19 protein-coding genes and 1 pseudogene are annotated in these 26,055 nt (G+C 73.1%); 6 read left to right on the forward strand and 14 right to left on the reverse strand.

The window, feature by feature from the left end; translation table 11 throughout:
• From ABT354_RS30155 to ABT354_RS30170, 4 genes and pseudogenes are all read left to right on the forward strand, one after another.
• A pseudogene (locus ABT354_RS30155) lies at positions 1 to 227 on the forward strand (2-oxoacid:ferredoxin oxidoreductase subunit beta); the annotation flags it as partial.
• A 38-nt stretch (positions 228 to 265) separates the two neighbouring features.
• Positions 266 to 592, forward strand: a complete 327-nt coding sequence (gene fdxA / locus ABT354_RS30160) for a ferredoxin (RefSeq protein ID WP_351499595.1) — start codon at positions 266 to 268, stop codon at positions 590 to 592.
• Between the two features lie 361 nt (positions 593 to 953).
• Positions 954 to 1,997 carry an AfsA-related hotdog domain-containing protein gene (locus tag ABT354_RS30165; protein WP_351499596.1) on the forward strand — a complete coding sequence of 348 codons (1,044 nt, stop codon included), beginning with the start codon at positions 954 to 956 and terminating at the stop codon, positions 1,995 to 1,997.
• A 59-nt stretch (positions 1,998 to 2,056) separates the two neighbouring features.
• Complete coding sequence (locus tag ABT354_RS30170) at positions 2,057 to 4,768, forward strand: AfsR/SARP family transcriptional regulator (RefSeq protein WP_351499598.1); 2,712 nt, start codon at positions 2,057 to 2,059, stop codon at positions 4,766 to 4,768.
• Between the two features lie 342 nt (positions 4,769 to 5,110).
• On the opposite strand, the gene ABT354_RS30175 is transcribed toward ABT354_RS30170, so the two are convergent.
• The 14 genes from ABT354_RS30175 to ABT354_RS30240 all read right to left on the reverse strand — a co-directional run bounded on the left by ABT354_RS30175 (position 5,111) and on the right by ABT354_RS30240 (position 22,821).
• The gene (locus ABT354_RS30175) at positions 5,111 to 6,124 is read right to left on the reverse strand and encodes an alpha/beta fold hydrolase (RefSeq protein WP_351499600.1); all 1,014 of its coding nucleotides are present in this window, start codon (positions 6,122 to 6,124) and stop codon (positions 5,111 to 5,113) included.
• Between the two features lie 2 nt (positions 6,125 to 6,126).
• The gene (locus ABT354_RS30180; protein WP_351499602.1) at positions 6,127 to 6,387 is read right to left on the reverse strand and encodes a hypothetical protein; all 261 of its coding nucleotides are present in this window, start codon (positions 6,385 to 6,387) and stop codon (positions 6,127 to 6,129) included.
• Between the two features lie 181 nt (positions 6,388 to 6,568).
• On the reverse strand, positions 6,569 to 7,684 hold the full coding sequence (locus ABT354_RS30185) for an alpha/beta fold hydrolase (RefSeq protein ID WP_351499604.1): 1,116 nt from the start codon (positions 7,682 to 7,684) through the stop codon (positions 6,569 to 6,571).
• A gap of 339 nt (positions 7,685 to 8,023) precedes the next feature.
• On the reverse strand, positions 8,024 to 8,968 hold the full coding sequence (locus tag ABT354_RS30190) for a 4'-phosphopantetheinyl transferase family protein (RefSeq protein ID WP_351499606.1): 945 nt from the start codon (positions 8,966 to 8,968) through the stop codon (positions 8,024 to 8,026).
• Positions 8,901 to 9,758 (reverse strand): 2-oxo acid dehydrogenase subunit E2, encoded by an 858-nt coding sequence (locus ABT354_RS30195; RefSeq protein ID WP_351499608.1) that lies wholly within the window; start codon positions 9,756 to 9,758, stop codon positions 8,901 to 8,903. Before ABT354_RS30195 ends, ABT354_RS30190 begins: the two co-directional genes overlap by 68 nt.
• Entirely contained in the window at positions 9,755 to 9,982 is a 228-nt protein-coding gene (locus tag ABT354_RS30200) for an acyl carrier protein (RefSeq protein WP_351499610.1), read from the reverse strand. The genes ABT354_RS30195 and ABT354_RS30200 overlap by 4 nt, the downstream gene beginning before the upstream one ends.
• 106 nt (positions 9,983 to 10,088) lie before the next feature.
• Positions 10,089 to 11,129: a 3-oxoacyl-ACP synthase III family protein gene (locus ABT354_RS30205; RefSeq protein ID WP_351499612.1), complete on the reverse strand. Its 1,041-nt coding sequence runs from the start codon at positions 11,127 to 11,129 to the stop codon at positions 10,089 to 10,091.
• 127 nt (positions 11,130 to 11,256) lie between these two features.
• Entirely contained in the window at positions 11,257 to 14,283 is a 3,027-nt protein-coding gene (locus ABT354_RS30210; protein WP_351499614.1) for a type I polyketide synthase, read from the reverse strand.
• Positions 14,280 to 14,585: an acyl carrier protein gene (locus ABT354_RS30215; protein WP_351499616.1), complete on the reverse strand. Its 306-nt coding sequence runs from the start codon at positions 14,583 to 14,585 to the stop codon at positions 14,280 to 14,282. Before ABT354_RS30215 ends, ABT354_RS30210 begins: the two co-directional genes overlap by 4 nt.
• A 34-nt stretch (positions 14,586 to 14,619) precedes the next feature.
• A complete protein-coding gene (locus tag ABT354_RS30220; RefSeq protein WP_351499618.1) occupies positions 14,620 to 16,446 on the reverse strand; it encodes an acyl-CoA dehydrogenase family protein in 1,827 nt (608 codons plus the stop codon).
• On the reverse strand, positions 16,440 to 18,287 hold the full coding sequence (locus ABT354_RS30225) for an acyl-CoA dehydrogenase family protein (protein ID WP_351499620.1): 1,848 nt from the start codon (positions 18,285 to 18,287) through the stop codon (positions 16,440 to 16,442). Before ABT354_RS30225 ends, ABT354_RS30220 begins: the two co-directional genes overlap by 7 nt.
• 3 nt (positions 18,288 to 18,290) lie before the next feature.
• Complete coding sequence (locus ABT354_RS30230) at positions 18,291 to 20,120, reverse strand: fatty acyl-AMP ligase (protein ID WP_502983528.1); 1,830 nt, start codon at positions 20,118 to 20,120, stop codon at positions 18,291 to 18,293.
• 274 nt (positions 20,121 to 20,394) lie between these two features.
• Positions 20,395 to 20,814 carry a hypothetical protein gene (locus tag ABT354_RS30235; RefSeq protein ID WP_351499624.1) on the reverse strand — a complete coding sequence of 140 codons (420 nt, stop codon included), beginning with the start codon at positions 20,812 to 20,814 and terminating at the stop codon, positions 20,395 to 20,397.
• A 12-nt stretch (positions 20,815 to 20,826) separates the two neighbouring features.
• Positions 20,827 to 22,821, reverse strand: coding sequence for an HAD-IIIC family phosphatase (locus ABT354_RS30240; protein ID WP_351499626.1), 1,995 nt, complete (start codon positions 22,819 to 22,821; stop codon positions 20,827 to 20,829).
• Between the two features lie 395 nt (positions 22,822 to 23,216).
• On the opposite strand from ABT354_RS30240, the gene ABT354_RS30245 reads away from it, so the two are divergent.
• Positions 23,217 to 25,028 carry an ABC transporter ATP-binding protein gene (locus tag ABT354_RS30245; protein ID WP_351499627.1) on the forward strand — a complete coding sequence of 604 codons (1,812 nt, stop codon included), beginning with the start codon at positions 23,217 to 23,219 and terminating at the stop codon, positions 25,026 to 25,028.
• A gap of 107 nt (positions 25,029 to 25,135) precedes the next feature.
• Positions 25,136 to 26,053: a PIG-L deacetylase family protein gene (locus ABT354_RS30250; RefSeq protein WP_351499629.1), complete on the forward strand. Its 918-nt coding sequence runs from the start codon at positions 25,136 to 25,138 to the stop codon at positions 26,051 to 26,053.
• The last annotated feature ends 2 nt before the right edge of the window (positions 26,054 to 26,055 follow it).

Raw genomic sequence — 26,055 nt, forward strand, 5'->3', positions numbered from 1 at the left:
ACGCCCACCACCCCTCCCCCACCACCGCCTTCGCCCTCTCCCGCCTCGCCGACCCCGACACCCTCCACCACACCCCCATCGGCATCCTCCGCGACATCAAACGACCGGTCTACGACAACCAGATGGCCGACCAGCTCGCGGACGCCGAGGCCCGGCTCGGCCCGGGAAGCCTCACCTCGCTGCTCACCGGGACGGACAACTGGACCGTCGTCGGTACCGCCGCCTGACCGCCGAACCACCCCTGTCAGTCCTCAGGAGAGCCACCATGGCGTATGTGATCGCCCAGCCCTGTGTCGACATCAAGGACCGGGCCTGCATCGACGAGTGCCCGGTCGACTGCATCTACGAAGGGTCCCGCAAGCTCTACATCCACCCCGACGAATGTGTGGACTGCGGAGCCTGTGAGCCGGTCTGCCCGGTGGAGGCCATCTTCTTCGCGGACGACGTCCCCGCCGAGTGGAGCGAGTACCGGACGGCGGACACCGAGATCTTCGAGACCCTGGGCTCACCGGGCGGAGCCAGCGGCACCGGACCCCTCGACGGCGACCACCCCCTCGTCGCCGCCCGGCCCGTACTCGCCCCCCAGTCCTGACGGCCCTCGCGGACTGGGCACGGGCCTCCCGGCCCCACCCTCCACAGGAGCGGAAAAGCGCCACTTCCGGAGCGACACCGGCGGGAACCCCTTCGGGTCCAGCACCGGTCCAGGACAAGTCCAGAGCGATTGCAGCGGCCCAGGAGAGTGTGGTGGCGGTGGCGGATTCCCGCCACCGCCCTTTCTCTTGGGGCCCCGGCGGTATCCACCGCCCCGGCCCACACCCCGCCCACCGGCCCCCGGGGATCCCCCCCCCGCCGGCCGGGCGCGAGCGGACCGTGCGACGGCCGGAGCCCGCGCCGCGGGGGCCGACGATCGACCCCGTCCCCGGCCCGCCCGAGGACACATCGAAGGAGCTGGTATGGACATCGTGTCCGATGCCTCCACCACCGCGTCCACGGGAGACGGCGGGCCCGCGGCCCCTCCCGTAGCCCGGGCCCCGGCCCACCTCCCCGGGGCGGCCCCGCTCCATCTGCTCCACAGACCCGTCACCCCCGAGGGGTTCCTGCTGGACGCGACCGCCCCGGTCGAACAGCACTTCGCACTCTCCGCCGAACTCCCGGAAGGACACCGCTTCTTCAACGACGGCCCCGGCACCTTCCACGATCTGCTCTTCGCCGCGGAATCCCTCCGCCAGGCCACCCACTTCGTCGCCCACCAGTACTTCCGGGTCCCCGCGGAACGCCCCGCCGTCTTCGTCTCCAGCGGGATGGACATCCAGGACCTCACCCCCTGGCGGCGCACCGGACGCCCGGCCCATATGGCGCTCGACATCACCCTCACCCCCGTCGACGTGGTCAACGGGATCCCCCGGGGCCTCGACTGCCGGGGCAGCGTCGCCCTCGACGGCACCCTCTGCGGCAGCGGCACCGCGCGACTGCTCTTCCTGATGCCCCGCGTCTACCGCGCCCACCGGGACCTCGGACGGCGCGAGAGCCTCCACGGAAACGTCTCCGCACCCCCGCCACCCGACCGGCGCCCGGCGGTGTCACCCCCCGGGCGCGTCGGACGCACCGACCCCGACAACGTTCTCGTCGGACCGCCCCTGCGGGCCATCGACGGCGAGTTCGTCCTCCCGGTCGCCCCCGCACCCGGCCATGAACTCTTCGACGGCGGCACCGAGGGCCATGTCCCGGGCCCCGTCTTCCTGGAGGCGTCCCGCCAGGCGGCCCTCATCGTCGCCGCCGAACTCCACGGCTTCAGCCCCGCCCATGCCGTGCTCACCCACTGGTGGGCCTCCTTCCGGGGCTTCGGCGAAACCGACCTCCCCCTCACCTGCACGGTCACCTCCCGCGACCCCCTCAGGGACACCGCGGGACGCCCCACCGTCCGCACCCGGATCGCCTTCAGTCAGGGCAGCCGGGTCCTCGCGACCGCGTCGGCCACCCTGCTCCAGGACTGCTGAACTCTCACGGGCCCCCACCCCACCCCCCACTCCCCTTCGTGATCGAGAGGAGCCCATCCATGCGTTTCCGGGTCCTGGGGCCGGTGAGCATGTCTCCCCGCACCCCATCCGCGGCCAAGCCGCGCGCGCTGCTCGCCACCTTGCTGGTCCGGGTCGGAGAGGTCGTCCCCGCCCACAGCCTCATCGACGAACTGTGGGGCACCGAACCGCCGAGGACCGCCACCACCACCCTCCAGGTGTATGTCTCCCAGCTGCGGAAGATCCTCGCCGAGGACGGCACCGCCGAGAGCACCGGCGGACTGCTGCTGACCCGCGCACCGGGATATCTGCTCCAGCTCCCCGACCGGGAGGACGACTTCGACCTGCCGCGCTTCGAACGGCTGCGGACCGACGGCCGCACCGCCTACCAGGAGAAGGACTTCGCCCTGGCCTCCACCCTCCTCCAGGAGGCCCTCGGGCTCTGGGCCGGCCCCGCGCTCTCCGGCATCCCGCACGGCGTACGGCTCGAATCCGCCGCGATCCGCCTGGACGAGCTGCGCATGGAGGTCCTGGAACAGCGGATCGTCGCCGACCTCCGCCTCGGCCGTCACCAGGAACTCGCCGGTGAACTCCTCGCCCTCGCCAATGAGCACCCGCTGCGGGAGACCCTCCACGGCCACCTCATGGTGGCGCTCTACCGCACCGGCCGGGGCTCCGACGCCCTGCGGGTGTACGGGAGACTCCGCCACTCCCTCGTCGAGGAGCTGGGGGTGGAACCGGGCCCCGGCCTCGCCCGCCTCCATGAGCGGGTGCTGCGCCGCGACCCCGCGCTGGACTGGAGACCGCTGAGACCCGCCCCCGCCGTGCCCCGCCCCGACCGGGGCACACCCCCGGAACCGGCCCCCCGGCCCGCCCCCCTCGTCCTGCCCGTCGAGGCCCCCGGCTTCGTCGGCCGCCACGAGGAACTCGCCGCCGGGGAGAAGGTCCTGCACGGCCGGACCGACCAGGCCCCCGCACGGGTCCTCGCTGTTTCCGGGCGCGCCGGGATCGGCAAGTCCGCACTGGCGCTGCGGCTCGCCCACCGCAGCGCCGAACTCTTCCCCGGCGGACAGCTCCTGGTGAGCCTGCGCGGGGCCCACGGCCGCCCCCTCACCACCGCCCAGGCCGAGGCGGCCGTCCTGCGGCGGCTCACCGGCGACGTCCCCGAGGGCCGGCCCACCGACCCGGGGGACCCGGCCGACCGTATCCGGCAGGCGCTGCACGGCCGCCGGGTCCTGCTGGTCCTCGACGATGTAGCGGCCGAGGAGCAGATACGGTCCCTGCTGCCGCCCCCCGAGGGCAGTGCGGTGATCGTCACCAGCCGCCGTACCCCCGCGGCCCTGGACGGCGCCGAACATCTCGTCCTCGGCGCCATCCGCCCCGACGAGGCCGTCGAGCTGCTGCTCACCGCGGCGGGGGAGCGGATCGGCGACGACACCGCCGCCGCGGCCGAGATCGCCCGGCTCTGCGGCTATCTGCCGCTCGCGCTGCGGGTCGCCGCGGCGGCCCTCACCGCACGGCCCCACACCACCGCCGCCGCCCTCGCCGAGCGGCTGCGCGACGAGCGCACCCGGCTCGGTGTGCTCCGCGAGGGCGATCTCGATCTGCGCTCCAGCCTGCTGACCGGCTACCAGGAGGCGGGCCCCGCCCAGCAGCGGGCCTTCCGGCTGCTGACCCTCGCCCCCGCGCCCGACTTCGCCGGCTGGACCGCCGCCGCCCTCCTCGACACCGGGCCGGGCGCCGCCGAGGAACTCACCGAGGAGCTGGTACGGGCCCACCTCCTGGAGGCCAGGACCGGCGGCCGGCCCCCGCGCTACGGCTTCCACTCGCTGCTGCGGGTCCTCGCGGTGGAGCTGCGCGAGGCCGAGGCGATCAAGGACGGCGACGGCGGGCGCACCCGCCGGGCCGTGGAGCGGCTCTGCCACGCCTATCTCTCCCTCGCCCGCTACGCCGACGGCCGGCTCGCCCCCGGCCGTGACTGGCACCTCCGCCCGACCGCCCCTACCGCCCCGGTCCGCCTCGACGGCGCCGCGGTCATCGGCGAGGGCCCCCTGCGCTGGTTCCAGGACGAGGCGACCGGGCTGGTGGAGGCGGTACGCCAGGCCCATGCGGCCGGGCTCTGGCCCCTGGTCTGGGAACTCGCCGACAGCGCCACCGGCTACTTCCACGCCTGCGCCGCGTGGGACGACTGGGAGGAGACCCACCGGCTCGCCCTGGACGCGGCGCTGCGGGCGGGGAACACGGCGGCGGAGGCGGCGGTCCGCTACTCCCTGGGCGGCCTCGCCTGGCAGCGGCGCGACGCCCATCGGGCGCTGGCCCACTACACGGCGGCCCAGCGCTGTTTCGACCGGGTCCGCGACCGTGTCGGCTCCGCCCGCTGCCGTATCGGCGTGGCCGACATCCTCCTCGGCCAGGACCGTCTGGGCCCCGCGGCCCGGCGTTACGGGAGGGCGCTGGCCCTCTGCACCTCCGCGCGTGACCTCTGGGGCGGTGTCGCCGCGCTCAACGGTCTGGCCCTCGTCAACCTCCGCCTCGGGCGCCGGGAGACCGCGATGGGCCAGCTGGCCCAGTGCCGGCGTGCGGCGGAGCGCCTCGGGGACCGCCGCTGGGCGGAGTACACCCGCCGCACCGAGGCCCGCGTCTCCGCCGCCTCCGTCCGCCGCCCCGCCCCCCAGGCCGTCGAGGTCCGCCCCGGCATGTGGCTCATCGGCCCCCCGCCGAGCCGTACCCCGACGCCTGCCCTGGCGGTCTAAACCCAGCCCCACGGGGGCTGGCCCCGACGGTGGCCTCAGAAAATCCAGCCCGTCCGGCGTTTGAGGAGCGGGGCCTCAAAATCCAGCCTCTCCGGCGTTTGAGGAGCGGGGTTCGGGGCTGGCCCCGACGTCCGGCCGAGGTGACTCGGTGCCGAGGTCCGTCCTCAAACGCCGGACGGGCTGAAAAATGGCACCCTGGCCCCTGACGTCCGGCCGAGGTGACTCGGTGTCGAGGTCCGTCCTCAAACTCCCCCAGACTTCGTCCGGGGGGACCCCCAACGGGCTGGAATCGCCAAAAGGCCCCGGCGCCCGGGGGACCGGGGGCCGGGGCCCAAGGGAGGATCAGCCCACGGCGCGGGGTGGGGGTGCCTCGGGGGCTTGGCGTTCCTGGGGGCGGCGGTTCCGCAGCAACTGCCGCCACTCCTCCGCACTGAACGGCGCCGCCTCCGTCGTCCGAATAAAGTCATGCAGCACCGACAGAAACCGCTCCGGATCCGCCCGGAACGGAAAGTGCCCCGCCCCCTCGAACAGCTCCAGCCGGCTCCCCGGCATCGAGACATGCCCCAGACTCGCCTGCACCGCCGGAATCACCACATCCCGCCCGCCCCACACGATCATCGTCGGCATCCCCTGCGTCAGATAGCTGCGGTCCAGCAGCGTGGCGACCTGCCCCCGCCAGTCCACCCCCGCCCGCAGCGTCCGGACGAACGCACTGCGCGCCCCCGCGTCCGGGAGGGTGTCGATCGCCCGCAGCAACTCCGGCGCGTCCACGCCGAGATCCGTGTCGAAGACCCGCAGCAGCCTCAGATACTGCTCCAGTTGCCACCGCACCGTCGGCAGCCGCAGCGCCGCCAGCAGCAGACCGGCCCCCGGCAGGGTCGCCGCCCGCAGCAGCGGGGTCAGCTCACGGCCGATGCCCCCGCTCGCCACCAGCACCAGACGTTCGGTGCGCTCCGGGAACTGGTACGCGAACTGCGCCGCGACCGCGCCGCCGAGCGAGTGCCCGACCAGGGTGGCCCGCTCCACCCCCAGCGCGCTGAGCAGGTCCCGTATCCCATTGGCGTACGCCCCGGGGGAGTAGTCCCCCCGGGGCTTCGCCGAGGCGCCGTGGCCCTGGAGGTCCGGGGCGATGACCCGGTACCGCCCGGCCAAGGAGGGGATGATCTCCGCCCAGGTGGACGAGGAGTCCCCGATGCCATGGATGAGGACGATCGCGTCACCCCGGCCCGCCATGCGGTACGCCTGGCGGTAGCCGTGCAGATCACGGGTGCGCAGCCGGATCTCGTTCCCGCCGACGGCGCGGGGCCGCTGCCGGGGCCGGGGCGACCGTGTGCGGTCGCCGGTGCTGCCGGTCACGTTCAGTCCTCCTGGCGGTCCGGGTGGGCGGGGCCGGTCGGGGTGTCGTCCCGGGGGGCGCTTCCGTCGGGGGTGCCCGGGACCGCGACCGCGGCCGGGACCGGGGCTGCGGCCGGGATCTGGGGATCCTCCGGCGCTCCGATGTCGAGCAGACCCGTGAAGCCCGGCTCGATGCCCAGCGAGGCGAGGGAACGCCAGGGCAGGACGGTGCCGTGGGACGCGGTGTGCGGCCGGGTACGGGGACGTGTGGTGGTGGTGGACATGGCAACCGCCTCTCGGTCGCTGTGCGTGGGTGCGCCCCTGGGGGCGCGGCGCCGCCGGCGGGCGGTAGCCGTGAACGAGCCGTGGGGGGAACCGTGGGGGAGGGGGAGACAAGGGGGCCGGGAGGACCGGCGGTTCACCCGGGCCACGGGTGAAGCGGAGTCAGAAGCGGGGGGACCGGGCTCACCCCGGGGTTTCGGAGACCCCGGGGGCCCCGGCGGTCCGCGCCGCCGTCACCGGGCCGGGAGCCGGGGGCCGGACACCCGCCGAACGGCCCGGCGCGGCACCGAACCGGGCCCGCAGCAGCGAGCCGGCCAGCCAGCCCCGCATCGGCCCCAGATGCGCGGGGGAGCCGTGGACATCGTCGTACTCCTTGAACCGCACCCGGGGCAGGGCCGCCGCCAGCAGCCGCTGGTCGCCCGCCGGGATGATCTCGTCACGGGAGCTGACGACATAGCCGACCGGGATGTCCACCGCGCCCAGCACCTCCGGGCCGAGCGGGAACTCCCGCAGCAGCCCGCGCAGCGCCGCCTCGTCGGCCGCCCCGGTGAGCCGGCGCAGGGTCTCCACGGTGATCCCGGGGACCCGGGGCCACCACAGCGGATCGGTGAAGAACCCGGCCACCGGCGCCCCGACGGTGTGGACACCGCGGATACGGGAGTCCTGGGCCGCCGCCCGCAGCGCCAAGTGCCCGCTGAAGCTGAGCCCGAGGATCTGGGTGCTCCCGACCCGGGCCCGCCCCTCCAGCCGGTCCAGCAGAAACGGCAGCAGCCGCCAGGAGTCGGCCCCGTACCGCAGGGTGTTCTCGCCGACCCCGGGCATCTCGGTGGCGACGGCGGCCCAGCCGAGGCGGGCCAGCTTCGGCAGCAGCGGCGCCCACTGTTCCTTGACGCTGACGATGCCACCGCAGACGATCACCAGCGGCCGGGGGCGGCGGGCGTCGAGTCCGGCGGTCCAGCAGGCGACCGTGCCGTCCGGGTGGTCGAGGACCAGCCGCCCGATGCCCCGGCGCCGCCGCCAGTCGTCGAAGGTGCGGACACCGTTGGCCTGGGCCCGTACCCGGTCCTCGTCCCCGTGGTGGGGGAAACGGGCGAGTGCGTAGCGGCGGCAGGCGTCCAGCGGCCGGCCCGCCCGGGCCAGCCGGTCGGCCTCGGCGGTCCACACCCGGGCCCAGGAGGCGGGGTGTCCCGGCTCGTCGTTGGTGATCCGCGGCAGTACCGCGGCCACCTGGCGTTCGGTGATCCCCTGACCGCGGGCGTGCAGCCGGGCGAACTCCTTCAGCTCGTCGAGATGGTTCATGGCTGGCTGTCCTCCGTCTCCCTCGGATCCGAGGGCCCGTGCCAGGTGGTCCGGGACCGGGCCCGTCCTGGGAGTGCGAAACGCGGAGCGGTGTCTGTGCCGTGCCGTTCTGCCGCCGCCCCGTGGGTGCGCGGGCGGGCGCCGTGCCGGGGTGGGGGGATGTGCCCCCGGCGGAGCGCCCGCCCAGGGACACTCTGGCGCCTGTCCCTTAAGGCACGCTTGTCGGCCGCCGGAGCCCTCTCCCGGCTGCGGGCAGCCGGAAGGGCGCCGTGACCAAAGGGACGATTCCCTTTGGTCACGGCGCCCTTCGGTCCATCGGGCGCCCGCTCCCGGGCCGGGTCAGAGCGCCAACGCGTCCCGCTGCCGGTCGCTCCCGCCGCCCCACGCCGACGACCCCGGCACGCCGAGGACGCCGTCCGGGTCCTCGATGTCGCCGTCGTCGTCCTCGCCCAGGGTCTCCGTCAGCAGCGCCACCACATGGGGGTCGAGCATGGTCGTGGCGGCGGTGTCCGCCACCTCGCCGAAGCCGGAGTCGCTCACCGCGACACTGACCGCGTATCCGCCGTCCACCGCGAAGGTGCCGAACTCCCACTCCACACCCGTGCCCGGGGCCCCGTCCGGCGCCAGCACCTGGGCGGGCTGCCCGTCGGGCCCGAAGCCGAACTCGGTGAAGCGGAACCGCAGCCCCTGCCCGATCGCCTTGCTGTACGCCTCCTTGAGCGTCCACAGCCGTACCAGCGCGGGTCCCCGCTCCTCGGTCGGCAGCCGGGCCAGCGCCCCCAGCTCATGGGGGGTGCACACATGCCGGTGCAGCCCCCGGGTGTAGAGGGGCCGGTCCTCGCGCTCGGCGTCGACACCGATCAGCCCCCGGGTGGCCAGGCCGATCAGCAGCAGGTCGTCGGTATGGCTCAGACTGATGTCGACGGCGTCGCAGCCCCGCAGATAGGGGCGTCCGGTGGGCCCGTAGCCGAGTTCGATGACCTGCGGGGGCACCCGCAGCGCCACCGCCGCGGCGAACTTCAGCAGCACCCGGGAGGCGGCGAACCGCGCCCGTACGTCCGGGTGGGTCATCTCCAGATAGCGCTCCCAGTCCCGGCCGAGCAGGGCCCGCAGCCGGGGGCCGCCGGTCCGGTCGGGCCGCCAGTCGGCGAGCCGGGCGTGCAGGACCGCGACCGAGTGCCGCTCCAGATCGGCGCGCACCCGGTCCCAGGCACCGTCACGCCCGGAGATCTTGACCGGCTCCCCGAACGAGGGTCTGGAAGCCGTCCCCCTCCGCGCCGTCATCGAACTCCTCCAAGCTGGTCTTGAGATCGCCGAGCACATCCGCCGCGGCTGCGCCGTCGATGACCCGGTGGTCGAAGGTGAGTCCGAGCCGCATCATCGGGGCGATCGTCACCCGCCCGTCCCGTGCGACGGGCCGTTCGACCACACGCCCCGCGCACAGCGTGACGGCGGTGCCGCCGCTGGAGTGGAAGCCGTCGACCGGGCGGTGACCGAGCGAACTGACCGAGACCGTGCCGAGGACACCGGGTCTGCGGCGGGGGTCGCGCAGGGCGGCGGCGAAGGCGAGCCGCCCCAGCGGCGCGGGCAGCCGGCCCAGCAGCCGCACCCCCCGGAACTCGGGCAGCTGCGCCGTCCCGGGCTCCCGGTAGCGGTCGATCCGCTCCTGGATGGCGCCCAGGCCGGCGCTCTCCAGCCCGGGGAGCAGCGCGGACAGGACGGTCCGCTCGCCGTCCACCCGGCGGTCCAGCGCCAGTTTCGCGGTGACCGAGTCGAAGCGCACCGTCCGCGGGCCGCGCAGCCCGAAGGGACGGGGGGCCGGCGCGGCATTGGCCTCGGGGTGCCGGTGGAGCACCCGGCCCGTCGCGTACAGCAGATAGGTGACATGCGACCGGCGGACACCGGCCGCCCGTGCGGCGGTCCGGTGCGCCTCGATCCGGCTCATGTCGACATCGGTGTCGAGATGGACGGGCCGCTGCCGCGCCGCGTGCTCCAGGAAGTACAGGGTGTGCCGGCGGCGGCGTTCGGAGCGGGCCCGCGGCGGGTCCCCCGAGGGGCCGGCGGACCCGCTCATGTCCGGACCGCCAGCTGGTAGATCTCCTGGAGGCTGCGGGCCTCCAGGAGGCGGCCGACCGGCAGCGGCCGGCCGGTGGTCTGCTCCAGAACGGTGACCAGCTTCAACAGGTACAGCGAGTCCCACTCGGGAAGCTGGTCGAGATCGGAGTCGACCTCGTGGTCCTGAAGGGGCATGCCCAGCTCGTCCCTGACGAGGCGGACGAAGTCGTCGATGGTCTGCATCGTGCTGCCCTCCCGGGCGTGGAGCCAATGATGAACGGTAGGGCCGGTCCCGCCGGAGACGGCGGGACGGGCCCAGAGCCACGGTGTACGAACGGCGCGCGGGCCGTCAGGCTTTCTCCAGCGCGAAACCGGATTTGATCCATTTGCTGGACTCGACGGCGACGGCAAGCGCTCTCTGTCCCTGCGTCATTTGGCCTACAAGAGCGTCCAGTTGAAGGAAGGGCAGGGCATTTCCATTGTTTCCCGTGTCCGCGACGCAGGACACCTCCACCGCACCCGGCAGGTTCAACTGCTGCGTGATCTTCCTTGTCATATGACCGGAAAGCTGCGGTGGAAGCAGGAAGTCCACATCGTCCGTGGTCCAGCCCAGCTCCTCCAGCAGCTCCCAGAGGATCTCCTCGGCGATCACCGGGACGGACTCCTCGATGGCCTTGTAGTCCTCCCGTACCGCCTGCCGGTCCTCATGCCGGTCGGCCAGCCCGAACCAGTCGATGATCTGCCCCGGCTCCCGGCCCAGACCGGTGAAGCGGTTGAGGACCCGCCGGACCGCGATGCCCTGGCCGCGCGGCTCGTCGGTGAGGACCACCGCGCCCGCGCCGTCCCCGAAGAGGACATAGTTGACCAGATCGCTGGGGGCGGCGCCGGACAGATCGCGGTTCAGATCGAGATGCTTGCTGCATACATCGCCCCCGATCACCAGACCGGTGCGGTAGCCGCCCCCGGTGATCAGGGTGCGGCCCAGCTCCAGCGCCTGCACCGCGCCCGCGCAGCCGGACTGGAGCTGATAGGTGGGTATCTGGTCGAGACCCAGCAGATCGGTGACGGTATTGACGGTGGCGGGCATCAGATGGTCCGGCGTCGCGGTGCCCATCACCACGAACTCGATCTCCTCGGGGGCGATCCGGGCGGCGGTGATCGCCCGCTCCCCGGCCTGCGCACAGAGATCGGCGAGCGACCAGCGCACCTCACCGCTGTCCAGATCCCGGGCGAAGTGCCGGGTCCTGGTCCCGATGAACACATCGATCCACTCGTCGTTGACGCCGATCGCCTTCGCCAGCCGGGCGTTGTCCACGGGGTCGCCGGGCAGCGCCGTGCCGACACCGGCGAGATAGGCCACCGGCCCGGGGGACTCCTGGGGTGACTGCATCGTGCGGGTCCTTTCTGTCCTTCGCCATCCGAACGAGGGCCTGTACGGCCGAGGGGGCCGGCGCGGCCGACGATTCTGTGCGGCCGACGATCCTGTGCGGCCGAGGGGCCTGTACGACCGGCGGGCCCTACGCGGCGGCCTGCTCGGTCCGTTCGCGGAGATAGCCGATGAGGTCGCCGACGGACGACAGCCGGGGCAGCAGATCCTGCACACTCATCGTCCCGACCACCGGCAGCCGCTCCTGGATCCGGTCCTTCAGCTCCATCACCATCACCGAGTCGAAGCCCAGGTCCTCGTAGAGCAGCGACAGCGGGGACACCTCGTCCACGGCATAGCCGCCGACCTCCGCCACCGCCTCGATCACCGCCCGCTCCACCGGGTGCGCCGCCATGTCGAGCACCGGGCCGCCCGGCCGCCCGGCACCGGCCGCCGTACCCTCCTCACCGGGGCGGGGCACGGTCTGCCCCTCCGGCGTGGCGGACACCGCCGGGGCGACGCCCTGGGCGCGCACCGGGCCACGGGTCCAGAACCGGTGCGCGTCGGAGAACGCGTACGGCGCCAGCCGCTGCCGCACCCGGTCCTCCTCCGGGTACACCGCACTCCACCGGGGCTCCAGCCCGGTGCGGTACAGCTCCGCCACCGCCCGTGCCAGCTCCCGGCCGTCGGCCTCCGCACCGGGCACCAGGGCGACCGATGTCCCCGTCTCCCGGCCCAGCTTCCGCGCCATCCGGGTGAGCACCGGCTGCGGGCCGACCTCCACCAGATGCGTCGGACCGGCCGCCAGCAGCTGACCGGCCGCGTCGGCGAAGAGCACCGGGGCGCTGATGTGCTCCGTCCAGTACTTGGCGTCCATCGGCTCGGCCTCCAGCAGCCGCCCGCGTACCGTCGAGTACACCGGCAGCTTGGGCACCCCGCCCCCGGCGTCCTCGGCGACGGCCGCGAACCGCTCCAGCATCGGCTCCATCAGGGGCGAGTGGAACGCGTGCGACACATCGAGCCGCCGCGACCGCACCCCCCGGCGCAGCAGCTCCGCCTCGATCCGCGCCAGCGCCGCGAGATCGCCCGAGAGCACCGTCGCCTTCGGCCCGTTCACCGCGGCCACCCCCACCAGGGGCTCGCCGTCGACCAGCTCGGCGACCTCGGCCGGGTCGGCGCGGACCGCCAGCATCCCGCCGCCCTCCGGCAGCCGCTCCATCAGCGCGCCGCGCGCGGCGATCAGACGGGCCGCCTGCTCCAGCGGAAAGACCTCGGCGACCACCGCCGCCGCGTACTCGCCCACACTGTGGCCGAGCAGCAGCGCCGGCGGAACCCCCAGCTCGGTGAGGGCGGACGCCAGGGCGTACTCCACCGCGAACAGCGCCGGCTGGGTCCACCCGGTACGGTGCACCGACACATCGCCCGACAGCAGCAGCTCACGTACCGAGCCACCGGTGTGCGGTGCCAGCGCCGCGTCCGCCTCGTCCAGGAACTTCCGGTACAGCGGCGACTCCTGGTACAGCCGGGCCGTCATCGCCGGATACTGCGAGCCCTGCCCGGTGAACAACAGCGCCACCAGCGGCTTCCCCACCGGGCCGCCGCTCAGCCGGGCCAGCAGGGCCTCGTCGCCCGCCGCCTCGCGCAGCGCGCCCGCCAGCTCGACGGTGTCCCCGGCGGGCAGCGCGAACCGGTAGCGGTGGCCCGTCTTGACCAGATTGCTGCTCCAGCAGAGCGGGCCCACCGGCACCCGGCGCTTCTGGACGGCGTCCGCCTGCGCCAGCAGATTCCGGCGCAGCGCCGCCGGGTTCGGGGCGCTCAGGGTGAACACCCCGCCGCCCAGACCGGTCCGGCCGTGCGCGACGGAGACGGAGCCGGGATCCGTCCCCGCCGCCTCCGGGCGCGCCGCGTACGGCGGCGCGGACTCCAGGACCGCATGGGCGTTGGTGCCACCCATCCCGAAGCTGCTCAACCCGCCGATGGTGGGCCGGTTCTGGAGTCGCAGCGGCGTCTTCAGCAGCCGCAGCCCCTGGGTGTTCAGCTTGAGCGCCGGGTTCTCCTTGGTGGCGTACCGGCTGGCGGGCACCACCCGGTGGTGCAGCGAGAGCGCCACCTTGATCAGCCCGGCGATGCCCGCCGCGCCCTCGGTGTGCCCGATGCTGCCCTTGACCGAACCGAAGGCCAGCGGACGCCCCGAACGGCCCGTGTGCAGCCCGCCCAGCGCCTTGACCTCGATCATGTCCCCGAGGACCGTGCCGGTGCCGTGCGCCTCCATGAAGGTCACGTCCGACGGCTCGACCGCCGCCCGCCGATAGGCGGCCGACAGCACCTCCTGCTGCGACCAGCGGTTCGGCGCGGTGATCCCATTGCTCCGCCCGTCCTGGTTGACGGCCGTGCCCCGGATCACCGCGTACACCGGCTGGCCGTCCGCGATGGCGTCCTCCAGCCGTCGCAGCACCACCGCGCCCACGCCCTCACCGCGGCCGATGCCATCGGCGTCGGCGCTGAACGGCTTGCAGCGGCCGTCCGGCGCGGAGAGCCCCGCCTGGGTGTAGAAGATCCCCAGCGCCGGGGTCAGGGCCACGTTCACCCCGCCCGCGATGGCGGTGTCGCACTCGCCCGACAGCAGCGCGTTGCAGGCCAGATGCACCGCGACCAGCGAGGACGAGCAGGCCGTGTCGACCGCCAGGCTCGGACCCTTCAGATCCAGGTGGTACGAGATCCTGTTGGCCGTCATGCAGTAGCCGTTGCCGGAGCCCACCTGGGCCGTGACCCGGGCGTAGTCCGTCAGATGCAGCTGGGCCCACTCATTGCCCATGATGCCGACGAAGACACCGGTGGAGCTGCCCGCGAGCTTCGTCGGGGCGATCCCGGCGTCCTCCACGGCCCGCCAGGCGCACTGGAGCAGCAGCCGCTGCTGCGGATCCATCGCCTGTGCCTCGCGCGGCGAGATGGTGAAGAACTCGTTGTCGAAGGCGTCGGGGTCGGAGATGAATCCGCCTTCGGTGGTGTTGGAATGGCCCTCGGCGCCGGTGGGGGAGTGGAACTCCCGCGCGTTCCACCGCTGGCCGGGCACCCTTCCCACCCCCTCGCCGGAGCGCATCAGCATCTCCCAGTAGGCGCCGGCGTCCGGCGCCCCCGGGAAACGGCAGTCCAGCCCGACGATGGCGACTGGCCTCATCGGGCATCACTCGCGAGCGCCCGCAGTTCTTCCACCAGATGGCCGGCGAGGGCGTCGATGGTGGGGTAGTCCCAGGCCACGGTGGGCTCCAGTACGAGGTCGAAGTCCTCCTCGATGTCTCCGCAGAGGCTGAGCGCGGCGACCGAGTCGAGACCGTACTCGGCCAGCGGCACGGAGGGGACGATCTCCGCCGGCGACCGCTTGAGGTAGAGCGCGATCCGGTCGGAGAGCCAGCCGCTCAGGGACTCGAGGCTGTGCTCGGCGGAACCTGCGGTCGCGGGGACGGAGGCGGGAACAGACATGGGGTGACTCCTAGGTGAGGGCGCGCGGTCGGGCTCAGCCGGCCAGCGGGGTGTCGTAGAGGTCGTAACTGCGGCGTTCGTGGAAGCGCCGGAGCACTTCCTCGTGCACCCGCCCCTCGCACGAGGGCGGCAGTCCTGCGGGGCGCTGGCCCAGCCGGCGGGCCAGCCGGTGCAGGGCGGCGGCGGCCCAGGCCGGGTCGGCCAGGAAGGGATCGCCGTCGTCCCGGGCGGCCCGCCACACGCCCAGGACGGACGCCGCCGCCAGGAAGACGGCATAGCGGTCGGCCAGGGCGAAGCTCGCGGGGGAGGCGAGCGCGGTACGGTCCTGCGGGGAGAGGCCGAGACTGTCCTCCTGGAGCTGGCGCAGCTGGTCCAGCATCCGCATCACCAGCGCCTGGATCGCCAGCTCCTCGGGGGAGCCGCTGGGCAGGCCGTCGACCGCCGCGACCAGCGAGGCGCTCAGACTGTCCCGGCCGCTGGCGAGCGCCAGCCGGTCGAAGGTCAGCGGGGGCAGCCCTTCGCGGGGGCGGAAGAGGGACAGCGGCGCCTCGTCCCCCGAGAACCAGGCCCGCCGGGCGAGCCGGGACAGCTGGGGAATGATGGTGGCCTGGCAGGCGGCGGAGCCCGCATGGCCCAGACTCAGCACCGGCAGGTCCCGGACATGCTTCTGGAACAGGCCGAACTCGCCCTCGCGCACATAGAAGCGCGCCCCCAGCACGATCGACAGGTCGTACATGGTGTCCGTGAGCATCTTCGGCACCAGATACTTCACCGCCGCCGCGTACACACTGGTCTCGTCCGGCAGCAGATGCACCGCCCGGGTGGCGGCCAGCGCCATGCTGTCGCAGATCAGCAGGTCGAGAAAGGCACCGGTGAGGGTCTCGGCGGCATGCGGGATCTCCATCACGGGCCGCCGGTACAGCTGCCGCCCCAGCGCGAACCGGACCACCGTCCGCAGACTGGTGTCCAGCGCCCCGATCGCCATCCCGGGGATCGCGCTGCGGGTGAGCTGGAAGGAGCGCAGCGCCAGTTCGACGCCCTGCCCCACCTCGCCCACCAGGGTGGAGCCGTCCACCGGGCAGTCGTCGAACTCCAGCCCGGAGAGCCGGCAGCCGCGCACCCCCACCGCGGCGTAGCGGGGCAGCACCGAGAAGCGCGCGCTGTCCAGCTGGTCCCGCTCCATGAAGAGGACCGAGTGGCTGCGGCTGCCCGGCTTGGCGTCGGTCCGGCTGAAGAGGGAGAAGGCCGCCGCCCGGTCCGCGTTGTTGATGACCTCCTTGCGCCCCCTCAGCCGATAGCCGTCGGCCACCGGGTCGGCCCGGAACTCATTGCGCACGAAGTCATTGCCGTGCGGCAGCTCGTGGTAGGCCACGGAGATCTTCTCGTTCTCCAGCAGCAGCTCCGCGAGCCGGCGCCGCTGCTGATCGCTGCCGGCGGTCCATACATTGGCCGCCGCCATGAACGAGGTGATCCCGTAGCCGAGGCCCAGGGCCACATCGCGCCGGAAGACCTGCCGCATCACCCGTACCAGGGAGTCCAGCCGGTCCAGCCGCCCGCCGAGTGCGGTGGGCACGAACTCGGCGTTGAGGACCACCTCGTCGAGGAGCCGTTCGCCGGCGCCGGGCAGTTCGGCCGCCTCGTCGGCGGCGAGGATACGGTCGGCGGAGAGCGGGTTCCCCGGGTCCGCCGGGTCGCCGAAACGCTTCTCCAGATCGGCGATCCGCCCCTGGACGGCGCTCTCCTGCGCCTCGTGGACGACCGCCCGATGGACGGTGGCGCCGGGCCCCTGCCCGGTGGTGTTCTCGGTGCCGGTCGGGGCAGCCTCGCCGCGCAGCCCCGGGACGGCGGGATCACTCAGCATGACGTCCCCTCGGATGTCCGGGCGCCGCCTTCGGGCGGTGTCCCGGTGGTGGTGTGTACGGTCGTGGCCGGCGCGGAGTCCGAGCCGGCCGGGCCCCCGCCGCCCGCGGCGAGCCGCAGCGGCAGCAGCGAGAACAGCTCGCCCGCCGCCCCGGCCGCGCGTAACCGCTCCAGCAGCCTCGGATAGGCCTCCGGCTCCCCGGCGCCCCGCTCGCCCAGCCGGACCAGGAGCCGGTCGAGGACCGGCCAGAGCCAGACCGCGTCCTGCCAGAGCCCGCCGGTGCGGCCCGCGCCACCGGCCCGGTGGTTGTGCGCCCACAGACCCAGCGCCGCCGCCCCGGCCAGACAGAGGGAGTACCTGCGGGCCAGCTCGAACGCGGCGGGCGGCACATCGGAGACCACCGCCCGGTAGGTCTCCATCTCCTCATGGATCCGGCCGGTGACGGTCAACAGCCGCTCCGCCGTACCCAGCGCGCCCTTCAGCTCGGGCCGCCGGGCCGCCTCCGTCCGCAGCGCCGCCACCGACTCCGGCAGCGTCGCCATGATCCCGCTGCCGCGCCGGGCCACCAGCGTCAGCCGCGCGGGCTCCAGCGGCGGCAGCTCCCGCGACAGATCGAACGCCGCCGCCGCCCCCGCCGTGTCCCCGGTACCCCGCTGCCAGCCCCTGGCCAGCGCGCGGAACTGGTTCACCAGCGAGTTCAGATTGACCAGCGTGTTCCCGTCGAAGAGCCCCACGATCCGGTGGTCGCGGTCCACCTTCTGGAACATCCCCCGGGCGTGCACCCCCTTCAGGAAGGCACGCGCGCCCAGCAGCCGGGTCAGCTCCGTGATCACCGCCTCGGTCCCGGTCGGCAGCAGATACTTGGCCACCGCGGCGGCCACGCTCAGCTCATCGGTGACCGTATGCACCGACCGGGCCGCCACCGTCGCCAGCGCCTCCCCGGCCAGCACATCCGCCGCCGCCCCCGCCAGCACCTGGCGGGCCTGCGGCAGCTCGATCAGCCGCCGCCCGTACAGCTCCCGCTCCTCGGCGAAGTGCAGCGCGATCCGCAGCGCGTGATCGGCCGCGCCCAGCGACAGCGCGGAGCACATGGTCCGGGTCAGCTGAAGCGCCTTCAGCACCGTCTCCAGGCCCGAGCCCTCCGGGCCGACCGTCGCGTCCGCCGCGACCGGCGCGTTCGCGAAGGCGATCCCGCTGATGTCCGCGCCCCGGATGCCATGGGTGGGGATCTTCGGCACACAGCGGTAGTGCTCACCCGGCTCCATCCGCCGCTTGTCCGCCAGCAGGACGGTGAAGCCGCGCGGGCCGCCGTCCGGGTCCGTCCGGGTCAGCACCGACAGCAGACTGCCCCGGGTGGCATTGTTGATCAGCCACTTCTCCCCGGTCAGCCGCCAGCCCCCGGCGCCGTCCGGCTCCCCGAGCACATCCCCGGCCAGCAGATCGCTGCCATGGGCGCGCTCGGTCAGGGCCAGCGACACCGGCACCCCGGCCCGGATGTCCCCGGCCAGCCGGCGGGCCTGCTCGGCCGAGCCCGCCACCCAGACGCACACCCCGCCGAGATAGGTCTTGCCATGTCCGATGGCGACGGTCAGATCGCGGCGCGCGACCACCCGCATCACCTGCATCACGGTCTCGTAGTCCGTGAGCCGGCCGCCGTGCTCCGCCGGGATGTAGTACTCCTGGATGCCCCAGCTCTCCAGCGTCCGGCAGATGTCCGCCGGGAACTCCTCGCGCTCGTCCAGCTCCAGACTGCGCGCGTGGGAGAAGACCACCTCGGGGTCCTCGGGATCACCCAGCAGCAGCTCCAGCTCCTGGGCGACGCGATAGGGACGGTGTTCCATGGGTCAGCCCACCGGAGCCGGCTCGGGGGCGGCGACGGCGGGCGCCGCGGCCGGGGCGGAAGCCGCTGCCGGAGCGGTGCGCTCGATCAGCGCCCGCACCGCCGGGTCGACCACCGCGTGCAGCGAGGGGATCGTGTCCCGCAGGAACTGCCGCTGCATCAGGGTCCGCTGCACCTTGCCGCTGGTGGTCCGGCGGATCGTGCCGGGCCGCACCAGCAGCACATTGCCCGCCGGGACCGCGAACTCCTTGCCCACCATCCGCTGGATGTCGGTCGCCACCGACTTCAGGTCCGACCGGGCCGCCGCCGCCTTGATCTCATGCACCACCACCAGATGCTCCTGGCCGTCGGCGTCGATCCCGAAGACCGCCCCGGTGCCGATCGCCGGATCCAGCGCCCGCACCGCGCTCTCCACGTCGTACGGGTAGATATTGCGCCCGTTGATCAGGACCATCTCCTTGAGCCGGCCCGTGACGAACAGCTCGCCGTCCTCCAGGACCCCGAGGTCACCGGTGCGCAGCCAGGGACCGAGGCTCTCCTGGCCGGCGATCCGCGCGCCGAAGATCTCGGCGTTCACCTCGGGGCGCTCCCAGTAGCCCGACGCCACACTCGGCCCGCGCACCCAGATCTCCCCGACCCGGCCCTCGGGCTGCTCCGCCCGGCTGTCCGGCTCCACCACCCGCACCTCGAAGTCCTCGGAATGGGCGACACCGCTGCTGACCAGCTCACGGCGGGCCGAGCCCAGATAGGGGCCCTCCAGCGTGCCGCGCTCCAGACCGCCGGCGTCCACCTCGCGCAGCAGCGCGCCCTGACCGTCCCGCTCCCGCCGGGTACCGGTCACCAGCAGCGTGGTCTCGGCCATCCCGTAGCAGGGGAACATCGCCTCGGGCCGGAAGCCGTACGGCCCGAACCGCTCGGTGAACGCCCGCAGCGTCTCCGCCCGTACCGGCTCCGCGCCGTTGCAGGCGGTCCGCCAGGTCGACAGGTCCACCCCCTCCAACTGGGCGTCGGTGATCCGGCGGACACACAGGTCATAGGCGAAGTTGGGGCCGCCGCTGCCGTGCACCCCGTACTCGCTGACCATCTGGAGCCAGCGGGCCGGCTTGCGCAGGAAGGAGACCGGGGACATCAGCACACTCACCGTGCCCAGGTACAGGGGCTGGAGCACATGCCCGATCAGTCCCATGTCGTGGTAGAAGGGCAGCCAGCCGCCGACGACCATGTCGGAGGTGTTGCCGGTGGCCCGGGCGATGGCCGCCTCATTGGCGAGCAGATTGCCGTGCGAGACCATCACCCCCTTGGGGGCGTTGGTCGAGCCCGAGGTGTACTGGAGGAAGGCCAGATCCTCCGGGCCGAGAGCGGGATCGCGCCAGGCGCCCGCGTCACCGACCGGGCCCTTGTCGGTGGCGAGGCAGGCCACATCGGCGAAGTCCTCCGCCGCGAGCCACGCCTCGACATCGCCGGTGTGCGCGGCGAGGGTGAGCACCGCGCCCACCCGGGCGTCCCGGACGATGCCCGAGACCCGCTGGAAGTGCTGCCCCGCCTCGCTGGGGAGCGGCGCGGGCACCGCCACCGAGCCCGCGTACAGGCAGGCCACGAACGCCTTGATGAACTCCAGGCCGGACGGGTAGAGCAACAGCACCTGCCGCCCCTGGAGCCCGCGGTCCTGGAGCCAGGAGGCCAGATCCTTGGCGGCCCGGTCCAGTTCCAGATACGGCAGCCGCTCGGCCGTCGCGCCGCCCCTGCCCTCCGCGAGGAACACGAACGCGTCCGCGTCACCCCGTTCGTCCGACCGCGTCAGCACAAGCTCCGCGAATGAACCGAATTCCGCCACCGTGATCCCCTCGCCTGTGTGAAGCGATGTGAGTTTGTTCGGACCGAAAGTTCCGCCGACTCTTTGAGCCGATCGTCGGCTCCGGCTCTAAAGCCGGTCTTGCGCTTCACCCGAGCCGGGTCCCGCCGGGCCCGTGGGGTACGGACGAATCCCCGGCGTACGGGGTACGGGGTACGGGGTAGGGGGGACGGGGTACGCGGGGTACGGGGACCGCCGGCCGGGCGCACCGGCACGCGGGCCCGCGGGCGGTACCGGCTCGGCGGGGCGCACCGGATCAGAAGGGCGGCGCCGGGCCCTCCAGCTGCGCCCAGAGCGCACGCTCACCCGGGGTCGGCGGGCGCTCGCGCGCCAGCCGCTCGGGATGGGCGGGCGGCGGCTCGTCCAGCGGGAGCACCGCGCCGCCGACCGGGGGCAGCCCCCAGGGGAACGCCACCCCCTCCGCCTCTCCCCAGGTTCCGCCCCGGGGCGTCACCCAGGGCTCGGGCGGTGCGGCGGGCCCGCGTGCGGCGGGCGGCGCCGGGGTGTCGGTCCGTGTCCACTGCCGGGCCGCGGCCCTGAAGTGCTCCGCCGGGAGCACCCCGGACATCGCGGCGAGCGAGGCGAAGCCGCGCAGCAGGAACCGTCCGGCGCGGTGGGCGGCCCGGTGCGCGGTCCGCCGCAGGGGTCCCGGTCCTGCTCCGGGGATCGTGGTCATCCGCCCGGCCCTTCAGGACCGCGCGAGGTCCGCGGAGAGACGGACATGCCCGGGTACCGGGGGCAGCCGCTCCTCCGCGAGATCGTGCCGGAAGACGACGGCCCCTTCGGCTTTCTGGTCCCCGGCGGTCCCGACCGTCCCTGCGGTCCCGTTCGTCCCCGTGGTCTCGATGGCCTCGGTGAAGCCCACCGACGGATAGAGACCGCGCACCTTGTGGTTCTTGGCGGTGGGCCGGTAGCGCGCGTGCACCGCCCCCGCACCCGCATCCCGGGCCGCCCGCAACACCGCCGCCAGGCAGGACTGCTCGATACCCCGGGCGAAGACCCGGCAGCTCAGCAGCATGTTGTCGATACGCCAGCCGCCCCCGTCCGGGGCGGTGTCGATCAGGACCGCGCCGACCAGCCCGTTGTCCCCGAAGCGGTCCCGGGAACGGATCGCCAGCACCCGGTGGTCCGGCGAGTCCAGCCGCGCCCTGATATCGGCCTGCTGAAGCCGCTCGGTGGTCAGATTGAACTGATTGGTGCGCAGGGTGACCTGGGAGACCCGGGCGATCTCATGCTCCTGGACCGGCGAGAAGGACACCTCGACCCCCAGCCCCGCCAGATACTCCTCCATCGAGCCCGCGCTCTCCTGGAGGTCCTGCCGGGCCGCGTCGGTACGGTACTGCGCCGCCCGCGCCCGGTCCTCGGCGGTCAGCTCCGGCACATCGAACCAGCCGTCGGCGAGCAGCCGCTCCACATGGAGGGCGGGCTCCTCGTCCAGCCGGATCACGGCCACCCCCGGCAGGCTCCCCGCCACCAGCCCGCACTCGAAGGGCGAGTCGTCCGCGAAGACCAGGCTGTCGACGCCCAGATTGAGCCGCCGGGCGATATCCAGCAGATTGCCGTCCTTGGGCTCCCAGTTGGCGTTGATCCGGACGAAGTCGCCCTCGCGCAACGCCATGTCGGGGTGGTCGCGCAGCACCCCGAGGACCGGTTCGAGATCGTTCTTGCTGCACACCGCGAGCAGGACGCCCTGGGCGCCGATCTGCCCCACCGCCTTCTGGAAACGGCCGAACGCCTCGCCCCGGTAGGTCGTCGCCGCGGCGATCCCCTCGGGTCCGTCGTCGCCGAGGATGCCGTCCCAGAGAGTGTTGTCGAGATCCACGACCAGCACCTTCTTGGTACGTCCGCGCAGCCCCCGGGCGAGATGCCCGATCTCGCGGGCGTACCCGGCCAGCACCTCGTCACCCAGGAGCACCTTGGCGTAGGCGGCGAGCCGGGGCTCGTTCACCGGGCCGCCCGCGGCGACCAGCGGGTCGAGGTCCACCACATGGACCCGGTCGTACGCGGCGGCCAGCCGCAGCAGCCCCGCGTTGAACTCCCGCCAGGCCACCCCGAGCCGCGCCCGGGAGCGGGCGTCCACCAGCCGGCGGGTGTGGGAGCGCAGCAGCGGGACGGTGTTGAGGACCAGGGTGCCCCCGCCGTGGGCGACATAGCGTTCGGCGAGCGAGCCGATCAGCGCCAGCTTCGCCGAGGCGACCCGCTCCAGGTCCTCCACCAGCCAGGGGTGCGGCAGCTCGTCGAGGACCACCTGGGCGTCCAGGACACAGAGGACGACATCGGGCCGGGCGGTGTACAGCTCGCTCCCGGTGTCCTGGAGATCGCGGAACCAGGCGCCGAAGTCACCGGAGTGCAGCCGGGCCAGCAGCCCATGGCGGGCGAGTTCGGCGGTCAGCGGGGCGGTGAGGCCGCTGAGGGTGGAGTGGCCGGTGACCGCGACGGTGACCGTGTCGACGGAGGGGTGGGCGGCGCGGACCGCCTCCGGGTCGAGGCGGGCGAGCAGCTGGCCCGCCCGTACCAGGTCCGGGGCGGGCGGCCCGGCGGGGTCGCCGGTCGCCGCCAGCTCGGCCAGCAGGCCGGGCACCTCGGGGTAGGCCTGGGCGAGACGTGCTTCACGATGGAGGGCGCGCAGCCGGTCCAGTGGTCCGGTCCGCTCTCCCACGGTGGTGCTGGCGACCGTGGCCATGGTGTCTCCGTTCACTGACATGCACGTCGTCGGTGCGTTACGGGTGCGTGTGCGGGTGCTGAGGGGGTGCGTGCGGTCGGTACGGCCGGGCGCCCGGCCCTCCCGAAGGGTCGGCCCGAGCCTGCCGTGCGGGGCTTAAGTGGCTCTTGCGGATCCCCGGCGCCCGGCCCCCGTACCAGCGCTCCCGCACCGGCCCCGCCCCCTCCCCCGTACCGGATCCGGCTCCTCCGTACCGGGCCGTCCCACCGTCCGGGTGCCTCCCGGTGCCTCCCGGGTCCGTCCGGGTGCCGCATACGGACGTCCGGATGGCGTACGCGGCGCCGTACGCTCGGGGGACCACCGGCACCGCCCCGCCCGTACGCCCCCGGCGTCCCGCACACCGCACGAAGGAGCCCATGCGCCCCGAACGGATCTCCTGGACACCCCCGCCCGCCTCCCCGGACCAGCCCCCGGTCGACCTCCGCCGGATCCTGCGGCTCTTCGTCCCCTACCGGGGCCGGCTCGCCCTGGTCGCGCTGCTGGTCGGGGCGTCCGCCCTGGTCTCGGTCGCCTCCCCGTTCCTGCTGCGGGAGATCCTGGACACCGCCATCCCCGAGGGCCGCACCGGGCTGCTCGGGCTGCTGGCCCTGGGGATGATCGCCATCGCGGTGCTCACCGCCGTCCTGGGGGTGCTCCAGACCCGGATCTCCACCACCGTGGGCCAGCGGGTGATGCACGATCTGCGGACCTCGGTCTACGCCCGGCTCCAGCGCATGTCGCTCGCCTTCTTCACCCGGACCCGTACCGGCGAGGTCCAGTCACGGATCGCCCATGACATCGGCGGCATGCAGTCGACGGTGACCTCCACGGCGACCTCCCTGGTCTCCAATCTCACCGCCGTGGTCGCCACCGTCGTCGCCATGCTCGCCCTGGACTGGCGGCTGACCGTCGTCTCCCTGCTGATGCTCCCGGTCTTCGTCCGGATCAGCCGCCGGGTGGGCCGCGAGCGGGAACGGATCACCACCCGCCGTCAGAAGCAGCTGGCCGTGATGGCCGCCACCGTCACCGAGTCGCTGTCGGTGAGCGGCATTCTGCTGGGCCGCACCATGGGCCGCTCCGACTCGCTCACCCGCTCCTTCGCCGAGGAGTCCGAACGCCTGGTGGAGCTGGAGATCCGGGCCGGTACGGCGGGCCGCTGGCGGATGGCGGTCATCGGGATCGTGATGACCGCCATGCCCGCACTGCTCTACTGGTCCGCCGGGCTGGCCCTCCAGCACGGCGGCACACCCGTCTCACTGGGCACACTGGTGGCCTTTGTCACCCTCCAGCAGGGGCTGTTCCGGCCCACCGTCTCCCTGCTGACGACCTTTGTGGAGCTGCGGACCTCGCTGGCGCTCTTCCGGCGGATCTTCGAGTATCTGGATCTGCCCGTCGACATCACCGAGCCCGCCGAACCGGTTCCGCTGGAGCGGGTACGGGGGGAGATCCGCTTCGAGGAGGTGTCCTTCGCGTACGACCCGGAGCAGCCGCGGCCCACCCTGGACGGGGTCGGGATCACGGTACGGGCGGGTGCGAGCCTGGCCGTCGTCGGTGCCACCGGGTCCGGGAAGTCCACCCTCGGCCATCTGGTCCCGAGGCTCTACGACGTGACCGGGGGGCGGGTCACCCTGGACGGGGTCGATGTGCGCGAGCTGTCCTTCGAGACCCTGGCCCGCGCGGTGGGGGTGGTCTCCCAGGAGACGTATCTCTTCCACGCCTCCGTCGCCGACAATCTGCGGTTCGCCCGGCCGGAAGCCACCGACGAGGAGATCGTCGCGGCGGCCCGTACCGCCCAGATCCATGACCACATCGCCGCGCTGCCGGACGGCTACGACACCCTGGTGGGGGAGCGGGGCCACCGTTTCTCGGGCGGGGAGAAGCAGCGGCTGGCACTGGCCCGGACCATTCTGCGGGATCCGCCGGTCCTGGTCCTGGACGAGGCGACGAGCGCACTGGACACCCGTACCGAGCACGCCGTCCAGCAGGCGATCGACGCCCTCGCGGCGGGGCGGACGACGATCACCATCGCGCACCGGCTCTCCACGGTCCGGGAGGCCGACGAGATCGTGGTCCTGGACGGGGGCCGGGTCGTGGAGCGCGGGACCCATCCGGAGCTGGTGGCGCTGGGCGGGCGGTACGAGGCGCTGGTCCGGGGCGACGAGCGGGCGGGGACCCCGGCGTCCTCCTGAGCCGTGTCCGGCGGTGAACGGTGTTCACCCGAAATACGGTGAGGAATGGCCGAATTCAGCGCCCCGGTCCTGGGAACCTGTGTCTGTGTCGTTCCATCATCATCAATATGATCAATGACGCAGTACCGTCGAAGGTCGCCTCGGCCTCCCGTCGCAGGTTTCTCCAGATATCCGCACTGGCGGCGGCCGGCGCCGGACTTGAGGGCATCACCCTCTCCTCGCCCGCCCAGGCGGCTTCGGGCGCACCGGCCATCTTCTACTCGCCGCACCAGGACGACGAGGCCATCGGGATGGCCGGTTCCATCATGGAACACAAGGCCGCCGGAAGGCCGGTGTATCTCGTCCTGGTGACCCGGGGCGAGAACGACGGACTTCTCAACTATATGAACGCGGGGAACTGCCCGGCATTCACCAACCGGGCGCTGTGCTCCGCTCCCGGTCACTACCACAACCTCGGCTGGGTGCCCAACAGGGTGGACAGCCTGAAGGATCCTGTGGTGATAGCGCGAACGGCCGAGTTCATGGCCTCCGCGCAGGCGTTGGGGGTCGACAGGGTCATCAACCTCAGGCTGACCGACAGCGCCTATGGGAGCACGGCCGAATACAATTCCCTGGTCAGCAGGATCAAGACAAATATTCTGAGCCTCAACGACCTGTATCCCGGAGCCTCCCACAAGTTCGCGGCGGGCTGGCTGGACGGCAACAGCACGCACAAGGCGTGCAGCGACGCGGCCTATCTGGCCCGGCGCGATGTCGGCGACCTCAGGTTCAATCACATCTACGCGTATGTGCAGCGTCCGGTGCCCGACCGGGGCAATGGGGCCAACTATGTGCTGAACATCGGGTCGTCCTGGATGTCCGCCAAGCGCCGTTCCATCCTCGCCTACAACACCTGGGACCCTGCCAGGAAGCTCTACTCGCTCGGCTATCACAGCGTGCCGACCTGGCTGGAGAACGCCTACGCGGATCCGCGTGAGTTCGTCTACACCCTGCCCAGCAATTACACCACCGGGAAGCCGGCGTAACT

It is taken from the genome of Streptomyces sp. NPDC000594, assembly GCF_040299965.1.
In the GTDB taxonomy this organism is placed as follows: Bacteria; Actinomycetota; Actinomycetes; order Streptomycetales; family Streptomycetaceae; genus Streptomyces.